We start from the raw sequence: 22675 nt of genomic DNA on the forward strand, positions 1-22675 counted from the left end.
TCCATGTCTACGGCTTCTCGAAACTCCTCCATCGACCTGATTCGCACCGCCGCTCTGATCGGTATTTGTGTGGTGAACCTGCCCTATCTGGCGCTGAGCGACAGTGGCCCGACAGCCACATCCTCCTCCTATGACCACATGGCTGCCTTCCTGATCGAATTTCTGTTTCAGGGCAAATTCTTCCTGCTGTTCTCGCTGATTTTTGGCTGGGGTATAGAAATCCAGGCACGCTCTGCCGAACGTGCTGGCGTCCCCCTCAGCAGCCGCTACTTCCGCCGCATGTTCGGCCTGGCCGTGCTGGGTTGCTTGCACGCGACGCTGGTTTTCACCGGCGACATCCTGCTGCTTTACTCGGTGCTGGGTGTGCTGATCTGGCCGCTACGCAAGCTCTCCCCGCGCGGCTTGATCAAGGTGGCGTTGTTGATGGTGCTGGTAGAAATTGTCAGCCTGGCACTGATCGCTTATCTGCTGGCCGGTAGCGAAGACATGGCCCCGGTGTACTCCTTGGGCGGTGCCTTCTCCGAGGCAACGCTGGCACGCATCAGCGAATGGCCGGAGTCCTTTGTTTTCCTGTTTCTGTACCAGGGTCCACTGGCCTTTGGAGCCATGCTGATGGGTTTGGCCGCGGCTAAAAGCAACTTTTTTGAAGCTCATAGCGCCGGACAACAAAAGCTGGGGCGCGCCCTGCCCTGGCTCCTGCCATTGGCTTTGGCGATCAACTTCTTTAGCGCCTCCGTGACCAACGAAGAGAACCTGATGGGGCTGACGGGTCTGTTCAGCATCGCCATCGGCGCGCCCTTGCTAGCAACGGTGTATCTGTACCTGCTGCTGCGTTGCGGACAATGGCTCAGCTTGCCCAATGTACTGATTGAGGCGGGCCGCAATTCACTGAGCGCCTATGTCAGCCAAGGCATTCTGGCTGGTCTGATTTTCAGCAGCTATGGCCTGGATCTGTTTGACTCCTTTGGCAATGCAGCACTGCTATTGATCTCCATTGGCCTGGCTTTGCTGGCCATGAGCCTGACAGGCCTGATCGCCCAGCGCTGGGGACGTGGCCCACTGGAGGCGGTTCTACGACGCATCACCTACGGGTCCAAACACGCCTGAACCGAGCGCCTTTTAGCTGAACATGAAACCTTGAATTCATATGAGTGAACAAACCGTTTCCAAAGACGCCACCGTCTCTTTTCGTCGCATCAACTCGCAAACCGTCTACGAGGTATGTGAGCTAAGCGAGACCCTGTCTCCCGCACAGCGCAGCATGATTGCCGACAATGGCACCTCCATTGCAGAGGCGCACTTTTCCGAGAATGCCTGGTTCCGTGCCATCTACGCCGATGACACCCTGGTGGGCTTTATCATGCTGCATATCGGTGCCGACCACGACGAAGGCATTCTGTATCCTGGTGCCTTTTTATGGCGTTTCATGATTGCAGCCCCCTTCCAAAACCTGGGTTTCGGGTGCAAAGCAATTGCACTGCTGATCCATGATCTGAAGTACCAGGGCTACAAGGAAATTAGGCTAGGCTATAGCCGAGGTGAAGGCAGCCCGGAAGCGTTCTACTCGAAACTGGGCTTTGAGCTGACAGGCGGCACCTATGGGGAGCACGAGCTGGAAGCCGTGCTGAAATTTGCTTGATAGCCAAATGGGCAAGGTGCTGAACGACGGCCTTCGCAAACCGTGTGCAGCCCTTGTGCAAACCGCATCCTAATCACCAAATAGGCTTAGCGCTGCCCGAACAAATCCGAAATGGCCGTGCGCAACCAGCGCACGCCTTCGTCCTGTCGACTGCGCTCATGCCAATGTACGCGCACATCAAAGCTGGGCAGAGCCAGCGGCGTAGGCACAATGCACAAGGCGGCAGGGTCCTGGAAAGACAGGACGGCCACATTGGGCACGGTCAGCAAATAATTACTGTTGACCAGAATCTGCTCCGCAGCCAGATAGTGGGGAATCGTCAGGCTGATATTGCGCCGCATATCCAGGGAGCGCAGGGCGTTTTCCACCAGAGAATGCCCGCTGCTGGTGGCATCAATGGCCAGATGATCAGCCGCCACAAAGGCTTCCAGATCCAGCTCATTTCTGGCCAGGGGATGGCCTTTGCGCATGGCTGTCACATAACGCTCGTGGCGGAACACGCGCGAATGCACTCGCCCTTTAATCATGGGCAAAGAGCCAATCGCCAGATCAATCTCGCCCGAACTCAAACCACTTTCCAGCGCTTCCCAGCCCAGATTCTTGATGACCAGACGAATACCCGGCGCGTGTTTGGCGACAAAATTGTTCAGCCCCGGCAAAAAAACCAGTTGGCCGATATCCGTCATATGGACCTTGAAAACACGCGTAGACTGAGCAGGATTGAAGCCTTGGGTTTGCGTCAAGGCAATGCCCACTTCTTCCAGCAACGGTTGCAGTTTTTCGCGCAGTGCAATGGCGATCTGCGTGGGTGCCACACCATAGCGCGCCCGTACAAACAAAGGATCACCCAGCGCCTGTCGCCAACGTTGCACCATCAGGGAAATAGCCGACTGGCTGATCCCGATACGCAGCGCGGCCTGACTCAGGTTCTGACATTCGCAGATCAGGCAGAAAGCATGCAGCTCGGCCAGCGTCCAGTTATATGTTTTGTAAATATCAGATAGCACGCTGACACCACCTCAAGTCGTTTTTTGCTCTCTATTATGTGTGTTGGAAATAGTACAACGACAAGATAAATTGCCACTACGCCCCAACAAAACCAGGAGGAAAGCCCCATGAGTAAAAATGAAATCACGTGGTCCAACGGTCAATGGAATAGCACCAGCGCACCCTTGATTGGCGCGACCGACCATGCGTTCTGGATGGCCACCACGGTCTTTGACGGTGCCCGTTCTATTCAAGGCCATACTCCGGATCTGGACCTGCACTGCGAGCGCTTGAACCGTTCTGCCCTCACCCTGGGCATGGAGCCGGTGATGACGCCGCAGCAAACCGTGGACCTGGTGCGCGAGGGCCTGAAAAAGCTGCCTCACACTACGGACTACTACATCAAGCTACTGTATTTCGCACCCGGCGGCTTCTTGTTGCCCGACCCGGCCACCACCCAACTGGCCATTCATATTTTTGAATCCCCACTGCCTGCTGACAGCGGCTTTAGCGCGACCTTCAGCGAATTCCTGCGCCCTGATCCGTCCATGGCTCCTACCGATGCCAAAGCCTCCTGCCTGTATCCCAACACCCAGCGTATTTTGCGTGATGCCAGCGCACGCGGTTTTGACAACGCCATCGTGCTGGACTCCAAGGGCAAAGTGGCCGAGTTTGCTGTTGCCAACCTGTGGATTGTGCGTGACGGCGTTGCCCTGACCCCGGCGCTGAACGGCACCTTCCTGAACGGCATTACCCGCCAGCGTGTCATGCAGCTGCTGCGCGACGACGGAATTGAAGTACGTGAAGCCAGCCTGACACCACAAGACGTACTGGATGCCGATGAAGTATTTAGCACCGGCAATAACGGCAAGGTCCTGCACTGCAATCGCATTGACGATCGCCACTACGCCCACGGCCCGATTGAAACCCGTGCTCACGAGCTGTACATGGCCTATACCAAGCGCAACTAAGTCTCAGAAAGTAGCCAACAGCATGGTTGGAAATGGGCCATGTGCCCAATAGAAGAACGGCTCATTATTGAGCCGTTTTTGTTTTTACATCTCGGCAGAAACCGAACTATCGCCCTGCCCCAAATCCGGTGTTTGAGCCCCCTCTGCCTGCGCTTGCGCCTGCTTCATCTGATTGAGCAAACTATGCAGCATCTCTGTAGACAGACCGTGCAGCACCAAGCGGTAACCTGCTCGCAAGGTCGACATGGGCACCAAGGGGTGACCATTGTTCACCAGAATCAAATGCTCGGGTGCCTGCAAAATCTTGGCCGCGTAAATCCCGATGGTCTCGTCCAGCTGCAGGGAATTGGCCGCACGCCAGAAGTCATTATCAGTCAGCAGCAACTGGTACAGGGGCGTGAACAGTTCGATGGCGCTTTGCAGATCCATCTTGTTCAGCGAGCCTTGCGGCATATCGTCCAGCGCCAAAGGCACGGGCTGGATCATGGAGAAATCCACGCGCTGCGGCGGGCCGATTTCCTGATTATTGTCCCGCAAGGTCTGATTGAGCCGGATCACGAAATTGAACAGATTCAAATCGTGCTTCACAAAGGTGTGATCACGCAATTCGTCGATGTTCATGGGCGTGAGCGGCGTGGTCGGCACCTTGGTGGGCGAATTGGCCGCGATAAAGGCCAGCACCTGTGATCCCAAATGGAAGTGACGCAGAATCAGCCAGTTGGCCTGTGGCGAGACAAAGCGCTTCAGCCCCCACACCAGAATGCGATGCAACAGCCCCGAATGTGACCATTTGCGCGGCAAAAAGGTTTTAACGACCTGAATCACAATAATCATCAGGCGCGCCAATGGCCGCAGGAATGGCAGCAGGTACTGGCGTGACGACGAGCTGGAGTCAGCTAGCCAGGCCTGCTTCACTTCATCCGGCAGGGGCGTGCTGCGATCCAGATACAAGGCCCGCCAAGGATTGGGGTCCTGCGGGTCGTGCGGCTTGCTTAAAAAATCCGGGATTTGATCCATGACTTAAAACTCTTTCGCGTATTGGAACTGCATCAGGTACAGGGCGGCGGTACGACGCGCGGTTTCAATAATAATCTGCTCGGCGCGGCCTGTTTCATCACAATCCAGAGCCAGTTCAACGGCCACCAGCCAGCGGGCCAGGTGATGCTCGTCGTTCATGCCATGGTAGTGCAGGAAACGGTACATATTCGGTTCGAGCGACAGCGAGGATTTCAGTAGCGGTAACAAGGCAGGAACAATGCGCTGGCCGGTGCCCTCAATAATGTAAATCGCACCCAGCAAACCAATCGGGTCCTGGCTGGCCGCCAGGGCATGCAAGTAAGCGTTCAGCGCCTGACCGCCGGGATTACGGCTCAGCTGCTCGATCTCGGTCGCGGTGCCACCGGCATGCTGATAGTCCTCGAACAGAATCTTGAAGTCGTCCTGTTCTTCGCCGGCGTGCAAGCGAATCAGCTCGGCTAACGGAGCATAGGTGGGCGACAGGGAATCGCACGCTTCGCGCATCCACTTGGCGCCTTCACGTACCTGGGGAATCCAGTCTGCCATCCACTTTTGATAATCCTGCATGCGGATCGAACCGTCGTGCAGGCTGCGCAGCAAGGGCGTACGCCACACTTGGGAGCGATAGTCGTGCCAGATGGGCGCCAATTGCGTCAGCAGATCGCGCAAACCTTGCGGGGCGGTGGCCGGGTCATGCGGAGGGGCAATATCCACCTGATCCACCGAGGCCGGAGCCGACTGTTTGGCAGACGGGTAAGACACAGCCGGGGCTGGTGCATCGCAGGCTTCTACTTCCAGCAGCATGTAGGCCGTCATGAAGCGGCCTGACTCGGGCACGTAGCACAGGATTTGCTCGCCGGGCGTCAAGGTCCGGTCGCGCATGAACTCGGCCAGCATGATCAGAATGGACGCTGCGCCCGTATTGCCGCGCCAGCGCAGATTGCTGTACCAGCGCTCGGCAGGAATGCCCAGGCCAGCCTGTTCCAGCAAATCTGCCACCACGGGGATGAATTTTTCGGAGGAGTAATGGCACAGAAAGTGGCTGATGCGCTCGGGGTCTACCCAGCCATCACGCACCAGTTTTACGTATTCGTGAATACCGATGTCGAACAAGTGCGGCAGCAGGCGAATGTCCTGGCGCAAGGACAAGGCACCGGCCTGCTCGGCGTCGGCCCAGGAGTCGTAATCCAGGTGGCTGCGGGTGGAATCGCGTGCCGCACCTAGCTGCATGCAAACGGGATAGTCACCGGAGAAGGATTTCTGATGAATCCAGCGCAGGCGCAAACGCACACCGGGCTGCGTGGTGGGCAGCACCTGATCCTGATGGCTGAGCAAGGCCGCACCCGCGCCATCGGACAGCATCCAGCGCAAGAAATGCGCATCAAAGTCTGCCTGATAATCTTGCGATGCAAAACGCGAACGGCGGAACAGGCGCGAAGGCATTTCACTGGCTACGGCCATGCCATGACGATGCGCCCCCAGCTCAATACCTTGGGCAACCGTCTGCAAAGCCGTGACACCCGCGGCACAAATGCCGTGTACGGAATGCACTTCCAGCGGAGGAGCCGCCAGTTCACCCTGAATCGCGTTGGCAAAACCGGGCATCAACAAATCACCACCCGACGAGCCGCTGGCCAGCAGACCGATATCGCCCATGTCCAAACCCGCCTGCTCCAGGCAACTGCGGATGGCATTGGCGGCCATGGCCTTATTGCTCCAGCGCGTGCTGCCATCTTCACCAATGGCGTAGTAGCGCTGCTGAATACCGTTCTCGGCCAGAATGCGCTGCTTGATGCGCCCCGAAATACGATTCAAGGGGGCAATAAAGTTATCCATTGCGGTGTTATCGACCGGCTCTCCGGGCATAAACCACTGGGCCTGATGGATAACAACGTGCTCAAAGGCCACGGGCATAGAAATACTCCTGATTACACGGAATCACGCCGACGCTCCGTCTGGCCCACGGCGTTCAAGGATTGACTGCGGTAGCGGGGCATGAACAGGCCCAGCACAAAAACACGCAGCATATAAGGCACCAGTCCCCCTTCGTTCAAGGCGTCCGGGGTGCGGGCTCGGTATTCGGTGTCGTGCAGCCGGGTCAGCTCGGACCAGTGCGTACGCGAATGCTCATGGTGGGCCACATGCAGGCCGATATTAAAAAGCAAGGGATTGACCAGGCCCTCGAAATTGCGGGCATAGGCTAGCTGCTCGCCATGACGGCCCTCATGACTGCCATCAGCATGGGCATGTTGCAGATAATTCGTGGTCAGCAGCCAGTGCAAACCGTGCAGCTGCGGCAGGATCACGTACAAAAAGCCTTTTACCGGGTCCAGCGCCAGGGCCAGCGCCCAGCTTCCCAGCCACACGCCGTACTGCGCCATGCAATAGGCCCAGACGCCCGGCCAATGACGGCGCAGGCTACCCAGCCAGCCAAAAATCATGGGGTACAGCGCAGGTACGGCCTCAAAAGGGTGCATCAACCAGCCCAGCGTGTCGTTGGTATCGCCCCGCCAGAAACGGTAGGTGCGGGCCACATCTTTTTCACCATGTTTATAGCGATGGTGATTGCGCCCATGCGCAGGCCAGAACACGCAAGCGGGGTGGCCCTGTACCAAGGTCAGCCAGAAATCCGTCAAGCGATTGGGGATACGCCCCCGCCACATGCGCAGATGATGATGGTTGTGGTTGATGACGCCAACGCCCAGCGTCAGGAACAGCAGCAAGCCGTACAGAATCCAGGAGAAGCCGCCCCGCCAAAGCGCGACCACCAGCACAGGATAGGCAATCAGGTACAGCAGGCTTTGCCAATCGCGCGGCTGACGCAAACGCCACGCAGCGCTCATCCCCGCGCCTCCTCGGGGCGATCGGGCAAGCGGGTGCCAAACAGGCGATCCATAAAGCTGAATTGAAAACCGTAATTGCCGTTGTACTGCGCGTGATGGCGTTGGTGACGACGGCTGGCCGCCAGCCAATGGCGGCTGGAGACATGGGGGAAAAAGTCGTAATTGGAGTGGCCGATACTGTTGAAAAACAGGCTGAACAAGGGCACGGACAAAAGCGACCAGAAACTGAAGTCATGCACGACCATGGGCAGCAAAATCACATTGCCCAGCATGATCGACTCCAGCGGGTGGAAACTGTAGGTGGAGAACGGCGTCACCACAACGGAAGAATGGTGCGGGCCGTGATAACGGCGCAACCAGCGGGTATGCAAGAGACGGTGATTGATCCAGAAATGCACGTCGTTCCAGATCACCAAAGCCAGAATTTCCAGAACAATACGGGTCGCGCTGGCACCAGGCGTCAAATGCGCCCAGCCTAGCTGCAAAAAACCCCAGGGAAAAATCATGCCGGTGCCAAAAATCAGAATGGCCGTGCCGGATTGCTTCAGTTCCCGGCGCAGTTGGCCTGGGCGCAAGGGGCGCGTGTCCAGGGGGCGTCCCCAACCCAAGGCAGGTAAAAGCCAATGTGTCAGCGCCAAGGTGCCCAGTGCAAACAGCACGTAAATGCCGCCGAAGAACAATAAGCCCACGCCCATTACCTGCCAGACGCTCAAGGCCTGAAAAGCCTGCCCCATTCCACTCTCTACGTAACAAAGTGCGCTAATGCTAGCGCGGTCAGGAAGATTACGTTTGTTAATTTGGTTACTAATTGCTCACATTCGTCCAGCCCGCCCAAGCAATACAGTTTTGCAATAGCGGGGGCTAATCATAGCGGGGTTTCGCCCCTATCCTTGAGGGTATGCGCTTTCAATCGGAACCCATGCCATGAAAAAGGTCGTCAGCATCCTCAGTCCATGCCCCTCTTTGGCGGGTGACGATGGCCTGGCGGCGCGTACCTTGTTCAGCCATCAGGACCACGCGGACCGGCACAGCCCCTTTCTGCGCTTGAATTATGCCGCCCCCACCCCCTACCCGGCCCGTAGCCGTCGGCACAAGGTACATGGCTCCCCGCAGCGCGGCTTTGAAACCGTCACGCTGGTGTATCAGGGCGAGCTGGAGCATCGCGACTCCAGCGGTCATAGCGGCATTCTGGGTCCGGGCGATGTGCAATGGCTAAGTGCGGCCTCCGGCCTGCTGTATCAGGCCAGCCACTCCGAGCCGTTCGCCCGTCAGGGTGGTACTTGGGAAATGGTGCAGCTATGGATCAACCTGCCTGCTTGTGCGAAAACTCTGCCACCCAGCCAACAGTCTCTGCCCAGCACAGACATTCCCGTTCTGGCCCTGCCCGATCAGGCCGGACAGATACGAGTGATTGCCGGGCAATACCTGGACCAGCCCGGCGCGGCCCGGCATCACAGCCCGCTCCTGTTGTGGGACATACAGATCAAGGCCGGGCATCAAGCCTGTTTTCAGGTGCCCGAGGGCTGGAACACCAGCTTGCTGGTGCGACGCGGCGAAGTACAAGTGAACCAGCAAACGCGAGTGCGCCCCGCTCAGGTCGTGTTGCTAAGCCTGGAAGGCCAGACTATCCGGCTGAACGCCCAAAGCGACACCCAGCTACTGTTGCTGGGCGGCGAGCCCATTGATGAGCCCGTTTTGACCTACGGCTCTTTTGTGATGAATACACAACAGGAAATTACCCAGGCAATTGCCGACTTTGATCAGGGCCGGTTTGGCTGCCTGGGCTGAGCTTTCCCTCTCCTATTTCCAAGCTGCCACGCACCCCGATGGCGGCCCCTGCCACCCCGACCTGACCATCCATCATCACAGCACACTTGCATTGAGCCAGCCCGCATACGATATACTGAACCGTCATCGACTTCCCTTAGACACTATGAGACGCTGGTTCGTCGTCGTCTTGCTTCTTATTCTTCCCCTGCAGGCTTACAGCTCCCACTACCACGCAACCGTGCAAGGTGGTCAATCGGCTTTATTCGCTCAACACGAATCCGATGCAGCCGAGTCTGCGGAACGCCGTGTCTCATCCGCCGATCATCCTCTGCATCAGCTCAGCGCCATTTTGGCGCACACGCCCATGCAACAGTACGCCGATCACGCGGATACCCCCTTGCCCTGCCCGGTTCAGTCTTTCTGGCTGCATGCCTGGCCATCGGCTTGTCCGACCTATTGCCTGCCAGCAATTTGCTGCGAATTTGCCCCGGAGCACCGCCCGCCCCGCGTCTGACGCCTGACGCGCCGCGGCGCCCTGCTTCTTTGCTTTTTTGCACTTATTTATCTGTCTAACAGGACAACATCATGGAATGGCTACTCGATCCCAGCATCTGGGTCGGCTTATTAACTCTGGTGGTGCTGGAGATTGTTCTCGGCATCGACAACCTGATCTTTATCGCGATTCTGGCCGATAAACTTCCCCCGCATCAGCGCGACCGTGCTCGCCTGATCGGCCTGTCGCTGGCGCTGATCATGCGCCTGGGTCTGCTTACTATCGTCTCCTGGCTGGTCACCCTGACCACGCCACTGTTCTCCATTGGCCCGCTCAGCTTCTCCGGGCGCGACCTGATCCTGCTGCTGGGCGGTCTGTTCCTGCTGTTCAAGGCCACCAGCGAACTGCATGAGCGTCTGGAAGGTGGCGATCATCACTCCAGCACCAACAAGGCCTATGCCAGCTTTGGTGTCGTGGTAGCCCAAATTGTGGTGCTGGATGCCGTGTTCTCGCTGGACGCGGTGATTACTGCCGTGGGGATGGTGGATCAACTGCCCGTCATGATGGCAGCCGTCATTATCTCGATTGCGCTGATGATCTGGGCCTCCAAGCCACTGACCACCTTCGTGAACAACCACCCCACCGTGGTGGTGCTGTGCTTGAGCTTCTTGCTGATGATTGGTCTGACGCTGACCGCCGAAGGCCTGGGTTTCAAGATCCCCAAGGGCTATCTGTACGCGGCCATTGGTTTCTCCATCCTGATCGAGTTCTTCAACCAGATTGCCCGCCGCAGCCTGCAGCGCTCGCAGTCACGCCGTCCTTTGCGTGACCGTACCGCGGAAGCCGTACTGCGCATGCTGAGCAACCGCAAGAATGAAGACAAGGACGACAACGGCAACGAGGGTCAGCTGGAACTGGACGAGCAGGCTTTCCGCACCGAAGAGCGCAATATGGTCAGCGGTGTGCTCAGCCTGGCCGAACGCCCGATTCGCTCCTTGATGACGCCTCGTCAGGAAATTACCTGGCTCAATATCGAGGACTCCGCCGATACCTTGCGCCAGCAACTGCGCTCTACCCCGCACAGCTTCTTGCCGGTGTGCCAGGGCGATCTGGACCAGGTGGTGGGTGTGGCTCGCGCCAAGGATTTGCTGGCCGATCTGGACGACTACCCGCAGGTCAAACTGTGGCCGGATCTGCGTGAGCCCATCATCGTGCACGAACACACCGATGTACTCAGTGCGATTGCCATGTTGAAGCAGTCCAATGGCCAGTTCGTGCTGGTAACGGACGAGTACGGCGCGATTGAAGGCCTGCTGACCCCCATCGACATTCTGGAGGCCATTGCCGGCGAGTTCCCCGACGAGGACGAACAACCCGCCATTCAGCAGATTGGCCCCAATCTGTGGCAAGTGGATGGCAGCATAGACCTGCTCTTGCTGGCCCAAGCCGTGGAAGCGGACGACCTGCTTTTGAAAGACAGCAGCTTCAATTCCGTGGCCGGCTTTTTGCTGGAGCGTCTGGACTCCCTGCCCACGGTAGGGACGGTCGTTGAGGCAGACGGCCTGCGCTTCGAGATTACCGAAGTCAGCCAACGTCGTATTGCAACGGTACACGTCAGCCGCTTGCAGGAACCCGAGCAGACACAAGAGTAAAAGAAAAGGCCCGCTTCACAGCGGGCCTTTTTCAATCAGGCTCGGTTTAAAAAAGCGATTCCGCCAGGCAAGCGCGTCACCGCCACGCCATATAACTGCTGCAAAATGTCCAGCGCCTCAGGCAGATTATCCAGACTGACGGCAAAGCTGACCAAGACAGGGCCTAACGTGGCGTCTCGCAAAATCAGATGTCCTGACCAATAGCGGTTCAGCTCGGCCAGCACCTGCGACAAAGGCTGCTCATGAAAAGTCAGACGGCCCTGACGCCAGGACGGGAAGTCCTCCGCCGCAACTGTCTGCACCGAGCTGATCGCATGGCGTCCATACACCAACTGCTCACCAGCCGCCAGCCGATATCCCTGTCCACCAAAATCCACCTGCGCACTGCCGGACAAACAGGTGACTTCGGTTTTGCCATCCAGATAGCGGATATTGGTACGGCCATTAAAGGTCTGAATGGAGCCAGCACCCGCAAACACCGTACACACCGAGGCCGAGCGCTCGGACTGTCGCACTTCCACTTCCCCATCCAGCAAAGCCACAATTCGACCCAGATGCGGGTCGTCACCGACGTTCAGGCGACTGCGCGTATTCATATCCAGCCAGACATGGTCCAGCAACTGCACGCGCCGCTGCTCGCCCGCACCCGTGCGATAGTCAGCACGCAAATCAGCCAAGGAAGGCCACAACTGCATAGGAGGCTTGGCGACCAGATACAGGCCACCACCCAGCAGCAAACCGCCCAGCAGGGCGCGGCGAAAAGGCTGGTGGCCACGTTTTTTCATCAACTTGGCTTCGCGCAGCCAATCTTCACGATCTTGGGGCATGGCATCCCACATTTCGCGCGCGTGCGCAAAAGCGGATGCATGAGAAGGACTGCGCCCACACCAGCGGCGCAGCTCCCGAGCCTGACGAGAGGTCAGCGAGGACGTTTTCAGGCGGCTGACCCAGGCTCGTGCCTCCTTGTGCAAGGTGTCTTCATCCAGATTCAAGGCATTAGCAGGGTTCATCAACAATCAATTCAAAAAGCACTACACAGGGACTGACAAACGCAATCCAAAACGTTTTATCCAGCCGTTTAAACGGATAAAAACGAGAATTCAAAAGTAAACATAAATTGTCGGAAACTGCAGGCCCTATCGTCAAGCCATAGCCCGTCATAAAGAGTAAAGACGGGCTTTAACAGCACTGCATCAACTGCTGGCGCAGCCAGACATGAGCCGGGTCCGCGTGGCGACGGCTATGCCAGACTTGCTGAAACAAGACCGAGGGAATGGGCAGAGGAGGCTGGAAAAACACCAGTTCAGCCTGTTCGCGCAAGTGCTCGGCACTGCGGCTGGACACCGTCAAAATCAGGTCCGTGCCCGCCAGGACTTGGGCAGCCGCACTCCAATGCGGCAAGGACAAGGCAATCTGCCGTTTAAGACCGAGCCGATTCAGGACGTTGTCGACCTCACTTTCCCCTCCCGGACGCATGGCCAGCAACACATGCGGGCGCTGCAACCACTCTTCCAAAGCAGGGGCTTGCCCGCCGCTCAGACTGGCCCGATCCGCAATGCAGATCAGGTGTTCCTCAAACAAGGTCTGCGCCTGCAAGCCGGCCGGAATTTCCGAGAACACGCTCAAGGCCAGATCAATCTCGCCATCCCGCAGCTGACCCTGCATGGCTTCCCGGCTGGCCTGGCTGACCGCCAGCCGAATACCCGGTGCGTCACGACGCAGGCGGCGCATCAACGGTGGCAAGACAATTTGCGCGCCGTAATCCGACATGGCCAAGCGAAATTCACGTTGTTCACTGGCTGGATCAAAGCCACCCGCATCCAGCAGGCCATTGAGCTGCTGCAAAGCCTGCTCCAGAGGTCGCTGCAACTGCAAGGCCAACGCGGTCAGCTCCAAGCGGGAACCGCGTCGTATCAACAAAGGATCGTTGAACACCTGGCGCAAATGAGCCAAGGCATGACTGACGGCAGGCTGGCTTTTATGCAGACGCTGGGCAGCCCGCGTCACATGCTGCTCGGTCAACAAGGCATGCAGGCTCAGCATCAAATTCAGGTCTATACGGCGCAGTTCATCCATAGAACGAATAATGACTGTGCACACTATTAATTTCAATAAGAATTGCGAATAGTGCAAGATAGAGCTTTGATTCTTATGGAGATACGCTCATGCCCGGTCCCGCTTTGTTCAGTATGTTGGTGGCTGTCTTTGCCGGTTCGGCCGTGCCGTTTCAAGCTGCCAGCAATGCCGTTCTGGGTAAGGTCCTGGGGCATCCGCTCTGGGCCACACTGGTGTCGCTCTGTATCAGTGCGGCTCTGGTGCTGCCCACAATCTGGCTGATGCGCGCCCCCGCTCCCCTGACCGCGCAACTGGCGCATGCCCCCTGGTGGGTATGGACGGGTGGCGTTGGCGGGGTCATTTACATCAGCGCCGCCCTGATTCTGACGCCACGCATGGGCGCCGCCAGCTTTATTGTCTGTGTGGTGGCCGGGCAAATGCTCAGCTCCATGCTGATCGACCACTACGGTTTGATGGGTCTGACACCACGCCCGGTACATATGGGACGCATTCTAGGCGTGCTGCTGATTTTGGCTGGTATGGGCCTGGTGCAATGGTTTACGCCTTCCGTAGCTGCGGCGGCTGAAAGCAAAAGCGCCACTGCAGATCACAGTGGCGCTCAGGAAAACAATCCAAGTCTGACTCAACGCGCTGGCGCTGACAACAGCACCCGATCTTCATAGGGCTTAGGCGGAGGCCTCGGCCGATTTGGAACGGAACTGGCTGCACCACCAGAACCCGGCCGACAAGGCAGCCGCCGACAACATGCCCAAGGCCAACAACAAGCCGCTATCGAACAGCAGCGGAGCCACCACACCGGAAACGGTGGCGAACAAAAGCATTTGCCAGGCACTTTGTACCGAGGAAGCCAGGCCGCGCATGGTGGGGAAGGTGCCCAAGGTCACCACCGTCATGCCCGGCAAGGCCATGGACATGCCAAAGGCGTACACAAAAATAGGCATCACGGCCCACGGCACTTCTGCCTGGAACAGGAGGTTGTACACGGTATTGAAGGTCGCGCCAGCCAGCATGATGGACAGGCCCAGACGAATCATGCGTGCCGGGGCCAGCTTTTCAGCAAAGCGGGCATTCAGGATGGAGCCACCCAACATACCGCCAATGAAGGGCAGGAACAGCCAGGCAAAGGCGGTTTCTGTCAGACCCAGCACATCAATCACAAAGCTGGCCGCCGACGAAATGTACAAGGCAAAGCCGCCAAACGCACAGGCAATGGCGGAGATCGCCAGCACGAAGCGGCCATTGCTCAAGGCCCGTGCGTAATTAGCCAGAATCACCCACAGCTTCAAGGGCTGGCGCGAGGCCAGGGGCAAGGTTTCAGGCAGTTGCCGCCAGCACAGCGCAATCAGGGCAATACTGAGCACCGTCAGCATCCAGAACACCGAGCGCCAGCCCGAATAACTACTTAAATAGCCGCCCATGACCGGTGCAAGCGCCGGGGCCAGACTGAAGACCATCGTGATGTGGGCAAACAAGCGCTGAGCTTGCACCCCTTGTACACAGTCGCGCGCCAGGGCCTGACCGACGACACGCCCGGCACCTGCCGAACAGCCCTGGATCAAACGGAAGAACAACAGCCAGGAAAAGCTGGGGGCCAGCGCCGAGCCCACGGACCCGATCAGGAACAGAATCAGGGAGGCCAGAATCACGGGACGCCGCCCGAAGCTGTCGGACAACATGCCCCAGAACAGGCTCATGAAGGCAAAACCAAACAGATACAGACTTAAGGTCTGCTGAACCATTGACTGGTCAACGGAAAATTCAACACCGATACGGTGAAATGACGGCAGATAGGCATCGGTAGCAAAAGGCCCCAGCATCGCCAACGCCGCCAACACCAAGGTCAGCTTGCGGTAATTCATAGATAGCTTTGGAAAACAGGGAGGGCGCCAGAATCAGCGCAGGGATAGGGGCATGGTACCCCTTAACCGGACCGTACGGACACATCCGCACGGTGCACAGTGTATCAAACGATATAAAGCGGATCGAGCCAAGCCGCTTTCATGCTAGCTGGCCCGGTAGCCACTTGTCTGAAAAAAAGATCAGCGTCTGCCCGGCGACGGCGTACCAAAAGCCTCGCGGCTGGTCTGTCCGAAACCGCTTTGATGCAGCAGGCTGCGCTCAATAAAGCGGCTGACCAGGGAGCGCACTTCCGGCAACCACGGGCCTTGGTCAAACACTTGCGGGAACTTCATGCTGAACCAGGCATAGAGGCTGATCTGCTTGCTGAGCAATTCGGCGTCTTCCAGGCGGGAGGGGCTGGCGGATTTCAGCCAGGACGGCGCCGGTGGCAAGGCCATGGGGCGTTGTGCCACATAGGCAGACAGGCAACGCTTGAAGTAATCCAGCTCCGTATCCTTATCCACGGACACCGGCGCGCAGGCAAAGGTGAACTTCTCGCGCAAATCCAGCTTGGGAGCCAGGCGGTCTACACAAAAGCCCAGCTCGATGGCGTCTTTCAAACCCGCTGTCTGAAACAAGGGGCTATCGGAAGCCACTTTCTGCGCAAAGTACTGCAGCACAGCGCCGATATTGTTGTTATCCAGTAAAGAGGCCAGCGCCTGCACGTGCTCGGGGCTGGGTGCAATGGGCAAGCGCAAATCCACGCTGGGGGCGTCGCTTTGCAATTGGGTACGAATATGGTTCAGATCCTGCTTGTCCATCGCCCCCACATAGCCTTTGGGGTACAAGCCATAGCGGCCTGCCCGTCCGGCAATCTGGCGCACTTCGGTTGCGTTCAAGGCTCGCATGGAGCGGCCGTCAAACTTGTGAACCGTAGAGAACAGGACGCGGCGAATCGGCAGGTTCAAGCCCATGCCAATCGCATCGGTGGCTACCAGCACATCGGCCTCGCCTTGGGAAAAGCGCTCGGACTCGGTGCGGCGCACTTCCGGAGCCAGCGCGCCATAAATGGTGGCAACTTTCCAGCCTTGGGCGCGGTAACGCGCACTTAGCGTTAGGACATCCTTACGGGTGAAGGCCACCACCGCATCACCTTTGGACACGCCCTGAGCTTCACGTTGACGATCTTTGCGCCCCCGCCACGGCGCTTCCTGACGCCCTTGCTTGCCTGTGGCTCGCGGCGGGTCTACCGGATAAGGCATGACCTCCAGCGGGGTTTTGCGTTCGGTAAATTCCAGCTCCATGGTCTCTTCCATGGAACGCACCAGACGCTCGCACGGACGCAGGACGGAAGCATCACCACAGACAAACAGGGTACGGGCCGGAACACCGACCAGAGCTGCAGTCCAGGCCCAGCCGCGCTGCTCGTCTTGCAACATTTGAATCTCGTCCAGGACGGCCACGCGCACTTCCATCGTGGGGTCCATCATCTCGACCGTGCAGGCAGTGTGCTGGGCACCGGGCACCATCACGCGCTCTTCGCCCGTAACCAGATTGCAGGGGATGCCCGCGTTCATCAGACGATCACGCACCTCCATGGCCAGCAGTCGCAGCGGAGCCAGATATACGCCGGATCGGGCTTCCATCAGGGCTTCCAGGGCCTCGTGCGTCTTGCCCGAATTGGTCGGCCCCAAGCGGAACACCAGATGGCGGCGGATGCCACGGGCCAGGCTGAACATTTCCGGGAAGTCGCCCAGGCGCATCAAATCTTGAGCGCGCTGCTGCTCCACACTTTCCAGAATGCGGCGCACCGGGCCATTGAGCAGACGCTTTTCAAAATCCCCGGCCTCGATTTCTTTTTGCTCGATGCCCTCTTCCAGAGCCATGCGCAAGGCTTTGGCCAGTTCCAGAAAGGACGAGCCATCAATCAGGGGGCGCTGGGTTTGCAAAAACGCATCCAGCGAATCTTCCAGACGCTGGGACAGACGGTTTTGAGCTGCCGTGTTGAACAAGACTGAAACACGAGCGGGCAATCGATCCAGCTCCGAGCCGGTACGTGGCAAAGGCACGGCGGCCTGCATACGAACATTGGCGCGCCAGTGCTGACGCTCGCCCGCTACGGGCACATTCACCGCCAGCCACAAGTCCTTATGCCACCACAGGCGCAAGGGATCTTCCGGGTCAATTTCGTAATCGCACGCTTCTTGCTTCTTGATCTGGTTCAGCACTTGTTGCTGACGCCATTGCGTGCGGGCGCGGTCAGCCGCTCGCTGGTACTGCGCACGCTCACGATTGCTCAAGGTGCTGGCGTATTGCTCGCGCCATTGCTCAATCTGGCTTTGATCAATCGCTGCCAATAAATCCGGGTGATGGGCAACACGGTCACGGCCGCCAGCGGCTCCGCCACGCACTTCCAGTTTGGTACTGGGCAAACGGCGATCAGCCAGCCATAGCTCGTATTCCTGACGAGTAATGCCCAGCAAGGCCATCGTTTCTTCCGACCCTATGCACTCCTGCTCCCAAGCCCAACGCTGCTGTCGTTGCTCTCTCTGACGCTCCTGGCGTTGGGCTTGAGCCTGCAGCAAAAACTCCTGCTGCTCGGCATCCAGCTTGAACTCCTGGGTCAAGACAGCGGCACTGGCATTGCGGCCATACACGGTCATGAACCAATGGGCAGGTTCCCCGGCTTGCAGGCCCTCGAAGGCCTCCAGGGTGATGCGTTGCGGCTCGCAACCTTGCTCTTTCAGCCAGGCTGTCAAACGCTCCTGGGCCTGATTGAACTTGCGCTGTTTGTCGTTTTGTTCTTTTTGACGCGCTTGTTCACGTTCTTTTTGGGCCTGCTCCCAGCGCTGACTGCGTTGCTCGCGATCGCGCTGTTCGGCCTGTAACTGCCACAAATAGGTCTGCGCCAAAGGCATGGACTGCCAGGCCTGCACTAAAGCCTGCAAGCGCGGGCCGCGCTCGGCTTCGGGCCAGTTCTCGCTTAAAGGCAAGGACTGGGAGGCTATCGCTCCGGCCAATTGAGCGCGCTGTTCAAGCAGTTGCTCACGCAAGGCTTCATAAATATCCGCTTCCAGCTTGTCCACGCTCATTTGATACAGCAGGCGCAGGGTACGAATCACGACCTCGGGCACACCTTGGGACTGTAAACGCTGGTCCGCATCCTTCAAACCCAGTTCGGCAGCGATGATCTGATTGAAAAAGGCGGCGTCCTGCGGCAAGCGCCAGGCTTTCAGCCACACGCGCCGTATGCCTGCCCGGTCCTGAAAACGCGCTTTCTTGGCGACCTGACGAGCCACACCTTCCAGACGAGGGTAATCCAGCCATTGAGGATGGAGCAGCAAGCCCGCTTGAGTGGGAACGGGAGAATCGGAAACAGACGAAGCGCGACGCGCAGCCATAGGGCGGGGACCTGAAAATACGGGAAGAAGAGAACGAGAAAGGCAGACAAGCCGGTTCAAGCAAGCATGAGCAGCATTATACGGGTCTGCTCGGGGACGTTCAGAGGATACAGGCAATCACCGTGCTGCACGTCTTTGTGGGCAAGAAGACACAGGACTACTCAGCCAACCATTCCAGACAAGCTTGCGGCAAAGCAGCCAAACCGGACTGGCTGTGATTACAACCCGGCACGATGCGAAAACGCGGCTCACCACCTTGTTGCTGCGCCAAAGCCTGCGCCAGTTCGCGGGTGCCATCCACCATGCGGCGCTCTTGCAAACGTAAACGACGCAGCTCGCGCTTGTCCTCAGGCATGGCTTCTTCTGCCGGGCCCAGGCTTTGCTCGAACTCGCCAACGGAGAACTGTACGGGCATCGTCATAGCGGCTTTGGGCAAGGGTTGGGCCAGCAGTCGAGCCAGATAGCCCTCCCCCCACCAGACCGAGGGGCTGGACACCACCAGTGCATCGAACAATTCTGGCTGTTGATACAGCAGATGCAAGGCAAACAGGCCACCCAGGGAATGGCCGCAGAGCAAACGCCGCTGCGCATTCAAAGGCGCCTGTGCGTAGGCCCAGGGCAAGAAAACGTCCTGCATCATGGCCAGAAAATCTGGCGCGTGGCCCGCTTCTCCATTGAGCGCGGGGGTGAAGTCCTGATCGCGCCAGACCTCCGCGCCATAACCTATCCCCAGCACGGCACAGGCTTGTGGAGCCTGCTTTTCAAAGGTGGCCAACACCGCTTCAAATTGCGGTAGATCAAGCACACACAGCAATGGCCAGCCCTGCGCAGGCGCTGGCACGTCCGGCCAGGCCAAAGTCAGACGATACTGTCGGCCCAATGGGGAAAGAAAATCCAAATGTTCAAGCTGCATAAAAGAATCGCGGTAAGGACGCCAAAGCCCGGCTGATGAACTATACTTTCTTTCTATGTAAACGGTTATCATTCAGACACTTAATGTCCACATCTGCTGTTCCGGCTCCTGCGCTGGCCGACTATCAACACATCCTCAGACGTCGCTGGCTCCTGGTTGGGGCCCTGGTTCTTGTGATTCTGGCCTCGATTGTGGCCGACTTCATGTTGGGGCCCTCGGGTCTTAGCCTGGGAGAACTGAGCCATGCGCTGTTCAACCCGGAACAGTCCGACCCGACCACCCGCGTGATCGTCTGGGAAATCCGCCTGCCTTATGCCTTGATGGCCATGGCCATTGGTTTGGCACTCGGCCTGTCCGGTGCGGAAATGCAAACCATTCTGAATAACCCACTGGCCAGCCCCTTTACCTTGGGGATTTCCTCGGCAGCGGCGTTTGGCGCGTCCCTGGCCATTGTGCTGGACCTGTCGATTCCCGGCATTCCGCAAGCCTGGACCATTGCCGCCAATGCCTTTATTTTCGCCCTGCTGTCCGCCATGCTGCTGGACGCGGTCGCCCGCTGGGGCGCCATGAGCACCGCCAATCTGGTGCTGTTTGGCATTGCGCTGGTGTTCTCCTTCAATGCACTGGTTTCGCTGGTGCAGTTTGTGGCCAGCGCCGAAGCCCTGCAAGGGCTGGTGTTCTGGACCATGGGCAGCCTGTCGCGCTCCTCCTGGGGCAAGGTCGGCATCATGCTGGCGGTGTTTGCGCTGATTCTGCCGCTGTCGCTGCGTGATACCTGGAAACTGACCGCCCTGCGTCTGGGTGAAGACCGCGCCACCAGCTTTGGTATCAATGTCTCACGCCTGCGCCTGGTGTCCTTGCTGCGTATCAGCTTGCTGGCCGCACTGGCCGTATCCTTTGTGGGCACCATCGGCTTTGTGGGCCTGATTGCGCCGCATATTGCCCGCCGCCTATTTGGTGAAGACCACCGTTTCTACCTGCCCGGCAGTGCCTTGGTGGGTGGGGTGATTCTGTCTCTGGCCTCGATTGCCTCGAAAAACATTGTGCCCGGCATCATTATTCCGGTCGGCATTGTCACCTCGCTGGTGGGTGTGCCCTTCTTCCTGGGCGTTGTGCTGCGACGCCAAATAAAGTGAACCATGCTTGAAGTCCACGATCTGAGCCTGTCTTACGGCAAACGCGAAATTCTGTCCAAGCTGACCATCGAGCCTTTGCAGCCCGGTCAACTGGTGGCTTTGCTGGGCCCCAACGGTAGCGGCAAATCCACCCTGCTCAAGTCCCTGGCGGGACTGCTCAAGCCCACCACCGGCGAGATCCTGCTGGACGGTCAGGAGCTGAGCGGCGTCAGCTTCGAGCAGCGCGCCCAAAAAGTGGTGTACCTGCCCCAATCCCTGCCCGCCTCGGTCCACCTGCGTGTGTTTGAATCCGTACTGGTGGCGGCCAATGCCTCGGCCCCTGGTGGCCACGCCCGCGATGTGGATCATGAGCACATCATGCACATCCTGCAACGCCTGGGCATTGCGCACTTGTCCATGCACTATCTGGACCAGCTTTCGGGCGGTCAGAAACAGCTGGTGGGCCTGGCGCAAGCCCTGATACGCAAGCCTACCCTGCTGCTGCTGGACGAACCCTTGTCGGCTCTGGACCTGAACTATCAATTCCACGTGATGGACTTGCTGGCCCAGGAAACCCACGACAACAATCTAATCACCCTGATCGTGCTGCATGACCTGAACGTGGCTCTGCGCCATAGTGACTATGCCCTGATGATTGAAGGCGGTGGTCTGCTAGCGCAAGGCGAGCCAGCCAAGGTGATTACCCCCAACTCGCTGGCCCAGGCTTATGGCGTCCGTGCCCGCGTGGAAAGCTGCTCGCAGGGCACCTTGCAAATCATTATCGACGGGCTGCAAGAGCCTGTGCTGTGACCTTCGGAGAACCCATGAACATCCTGCGCCACCTGCTGCTGTCGCTGACCTTGCTCTTGCCTTTGGGCGTGCAGGCCCAGCCCATCGAAGTTACTGATGCCATGGGTCGTACCGTTACCCTGCCTGGCCCCGCCAAACGCATTGTGCTGACTCAGGCACGTCACTTCCCGGTACTGGCTTTGGTCCACCCCGAGCCAGCAAACCTGATTGCAGGCTGGTCGGACGAGTTCAAAACCTCCTTCTCCAACGAGTACGAGACCTATCTGAAGCGCTACCCGCAACTGGCCAGTATCCCTATTGTGGGTCGCCATACGGCAGATACCTTCTCGATCGAACAGGCCCTGGCCCTGCGTCCGGATCTGGTCGTGCTGACGGCTGCCTTTGCGGGCCTGACTCCCGGTCAGGACACACGCGACTCGGCCCTGATCCAGCGCCTGACTGCCGCCAAAGTGCCCGTCATTGTGATCGACTTCTTTGTGAACCCGCTGGAGAACACCGTACCCAGCCTGCGCGCATTGGGCTACGCCGTGGGTGAGAAAGAACGCACCGACGAGTTCATCCAGTTCTACGAAGAACACATGCAGGGTGTTGCCCAGCGACTGGCCGATCTGCCCAAGGAAGATCACCCACCCGTTTTTGTGCATGCCCATGCAGGCAGTACGGACTGCTGCAACTCGCCCGGCGCAGGCACCTTTAACGACATGATCAGCTATGCAGGCGGCCACAATATTGGCGCGGATGTCCTGAAAAGCTCCACCGGCAAGCTGAATTTTGAATACATCAATTCCCGCGCGCCTGTGGTCTATGTGGCTACGGGCACCGGCGCAGGCAAGCGCACCACCTCCGGCGGATTGGCTATTGGCACAGGCGTCAACGAAGACCAGGCTCGTAAAAGCCTGCAAGCCATTATTGACGGCAATCGTCTGCAAGCCCTGCCAGCCGTGCGCAGCGGCAATAGCCACGGCATCTGGCATGCCTTCAACGATTCACCTTTGCACATGATCTTTATCGAAGCTCTGGCGGCCTGGATTCACCCCGACCGTTTCCAGGGCGTATCGGCCTTGAAGACATTGGAAGAAGTGAACCAGCGCTTCCTGACCGTGCCGATGGAAGGCACCTACATGATTGATTTGAAGCCCGCCCCCTAAG

The 22675-nt window shown here is 58.4% G+C and carries 20 protein-coding genes; 10 read left to right on the forward strand and 10 right to left on the reverse strand.

Annotated elements, in window-relative coordinates:
* The first annotated feature begins 3 nt into the window (after positions 1-3).
* Together N879_RS12620 and N879_RS12625 are read left to right on the forward strand one after the other, a co-directional pair.
* Positions 4-1107 carry a DUF418 domain-containing protein gene (locus tag N879_RS12620; RefSeq protein ID WP_009462763.1) on the forward strand — a complete coding sequence of 368 codons (1104 nt, stop codon included), beginning with the start codon at positions 4-6 and terminating at the stop codon, positions 1105-1107.
* A gap of 40 nt (positions 1108-1147) precedes the next feature.
* On the forward strand, positions 1148-1639 hold the full coding sequence (locus N879_RS12625) for a GNAT family N-acetyltransferase (protein WP_009462765.1): 492 nt from the start codon (positions 1148-1150) through the stop codon (positions 1637-1639).
* A gap of 86 nt (positions 1640-1725) precedes the next feature.
* On the opposite strand, the gene N879_RS12630 is transcribed toward N879_RS12625, so the two are convergent.
* Positions 1726-2646, reverse strand: coding sequence for a LysR family transcriptional regulator (locus N879_RS12630; protein ID WP_009462767.1), 921 nt, complete (start codon positions 2644-2646; stop codon positions 1726-1728).
* Positions 2647-2754: 108 nt separating this feature from the next.
* Here N879_RS12630 and N879_RS12635 point away from each other — a divergent pair, with 108 nt between their 5' ends.
* Positions 2755-3597 (forward strand): branched-chain amino acid aminotransferase, encoded by an 843-nt coding sequence (locus N879_RS12635; RefSeq protein WP_009462769.1) that lies wholly within the window; start codon positions 2755-2757, stop codon positions 3595-3597.
* Positions 3598-3681: 84 nt separating this feature from the next.
* Here the strand turns inward: N879_RS12635 and N879_RS12640 are convergent, their stop codons facing one another.
* Genes N879_RS12640 through N879_RS12655 form a run of 4 tightly spaced genes read right to left on the reverse strand, consistent with a single transcriptional unit; the run spans position 3682 to position 8191 of the window.
* Positions 3682-4614 (reverse strand): DUF6999 family protein, encoded by a 933-nt coding sequence (locus N879_RS12640; protein WP_009462771.1) that lies wholly within the window; start codon positions 4612-4614, stop codon positions 3682-3684.
* 3 nt (positions 4615-4617) lie between these two features.
* Positions 4618-6528 (reverse strand): beta-ketoacyl-ACP synthase III, encoded by a 1911-nt coding sequence (locus N879_RS12645; protein WP_009462773.1) that lies wholly within the window; start codon positions 6526-6528, stop codon positions 4618-4620.
* A 14-nt stretch (positions 6529-6542) separates the two neighbouring features.
* Entirely contained in the window at positions 6543-7457 is a 915-nt protein-coding gene (locus N879_RS12650) for a fatty acid desaturase (RefSeq protein ID WP_009462775.1), read from the reverse strand.
* Complete coding sequence (locus tag N879_RS12655; RefSeq protein ID WP_009462777.1) at positions 7454-8191, reverse strand: sterol desaturase family protein; 738 nt, start codon at positions 8189-8191, stop codon at positions 7454-7456. The genes N879_RS12650 and N879_RS12655 overlap by 4 nt, the downstream gene beginning before the upstream one ends.
* 190 nt (positions 8192-8381) lie before the next feature.
* Here N879_RS12655 and N879_RS12660 point away from each other — a divergent pair, with 190 nt between their 5' ends.
* The 3 genes from N879_RS12660 (at position 8382) to N879_RS12670 (ending at position 11372) form a co-directional block, all read left to right on the forward strand.
* Positions 8382-9245 (forward strand): pirin family protein, encoded by an 864-nt coding sequence (locus tag N879_RS12660; RefSeq protein WP_021447066.1) that lies wholly within the window; start codon positions 8382-8384, stop codon positions 9243-9245.
* 145 nt (positions 9246-9390) lie between these two features.
* Positions 9391-9741, forward strand: coding sequence for a hypothetical protein (locus N879_RS12665; protein WP_022983384.1), 351 nt, complete (start codon positions 9391-9393; stop codon positions 9739-9741).
* A 71-nt stretch (positions 9742-9812) separates the two neighbouring features.
* The gene (locus tag N879_RS12670) at positions 9813-11372 is read left to right on the forward strand and encodes a TerC family protein (RefSeq protein ID WP_021447067.1); all 1560 of its coding nucleotides are present in this window, start codon (positions 9813-9815) and stop codon (positions 11370-11372) included.
* A gap of 35 nt (positions 11373-11407) precedes the next feature.
* On the opposite strand, the gene N879_RS12675 is transcribed toward N879_RS12670, so the two are convergent.
* Positions 11408-12382 (reverse strand): FecR family protein, encoded by a 975-nt coding sequence (locus tag N879_RS12675; protein WP_009462787.1) that lies wholly within the window; start codon positions 12380-12382, stop codon positions 11408-11410.
* Between the two features lie 169 nt (positions 12383-12551).
* Positions 12552-13448, reverse strand: a complete 897-nt coding sequence (locus N879_RS12680) for a LysR family transcriptional regulator (protein WP_009462789.1) — start codon at positions 13446-13448, stop codon at positions 12552-12554.
* An 89-nt stretch (positions 13449-13537) separates the two neighbouring features.
* On the opposite strand from N879_RS12680, the gene N879_RS12685 reads away from it, so the two are divergent.
* Positions 13538-14110, forward strand: coding sequence for a DMT family transporter (locus N879_RS12685; protein WP_009462791.1), 573 nt, complete (start codon positions 13538-13540; stop codon positions 14108-14110).
* Positions 14111-14113: 3 nt separating this feature from the next.
* Here N879_RS12685 and N879_RS12690 read toward each other — a convergent pair whose 3' ends face one another.
* From N879_RS12690 to N879_RS12700, 3 genes are all read right to left on the reverse strand, one after another.
* Complete coding sequence (locus tag N879_RS12690) at positions 14114-15307, reverse strand: multidrug effflux MFS transporter (protein WP_021447068.1); 1194 nt, start codon at positions 15305-15307, stop codon at positions 14114-14116.
* 180 nt (positions 15308-15487) lie between these two features.
* Positions 15488-18688: an SUV3 family DEAD/DEAH box RNA helicase gene (locus N879_RS20670; protein ID WP_021447069.1), complete on the reverse strand. Its 3201-nt coding sequence runs from the start codon at positions 18686-18688 to the stop codon at positions 15488-15490.
* 157 nt (positions 18689-18845) lie between these two features.
* Positions 18846-19601: an alpha/beta hydrolase gene (locus N879_RS12700; protein WP_009462809.1), complete on the reverse strand. Its 756-nt coding sequence runs from the start codon at positions 19599-19601 to the stop codon at positions 18846-18848.
* 83 nt (positions 19602-19684) lie between these two features.
* On the opposite strand from N879_RS12700, the gene N879_RS12705 reads away from it, so the two are divergent.
* The 3 genes from N879_RS12705 to N879_RS12715 are packed head-to-tail and all read left to right on the forward strand — an operon-like array spanning position 19685 to position 22674.
* A complete protein-coding gene (locus N879_RS12705; protein WP_021447070.1) occupies positions 19685-20737 on the forward strand; it encodes a FecCD family ABC transporter permease in 1053 nt (350 codons plus the stop codon).
* Positions 20738-20740: 3 nt separating this feature from the next.
* Positions 20741-21526, forward strand: a complete 786-nt coding sequence (locus N879_RS12710; protein WP_021447071.1) for an ABC transporter ATP-binding protein — start codon at positions 20741-20743, stop codon at positions 21524-21526.
* A 14-nt stretch (positions 21527-21540) separates the two neighbouring features.
* Positions 21541-22674, forward strand: coding sequence for an ABC transporter substrate-binding protein (locus tag N879_RS12715; RefSeq protein WP_009462821.1), 1134 nt, complete (start codon positions 21541-21543; stop codon positions 22672-22674).
* Position 22675 lies beyond the last annotated feature (1 nt).

The sequence above is a fragment of the Alcaligenes sp. EGD-AK7 genome (assembly GCF_000465875.3).
Classification (GTDB): Bacteria; Pseudomonadota; Gammaproteobacteria; order Burkholderiales; family Burkholderiaceae_B; genus Alcaligenes; species Alcaligenes phenolicus.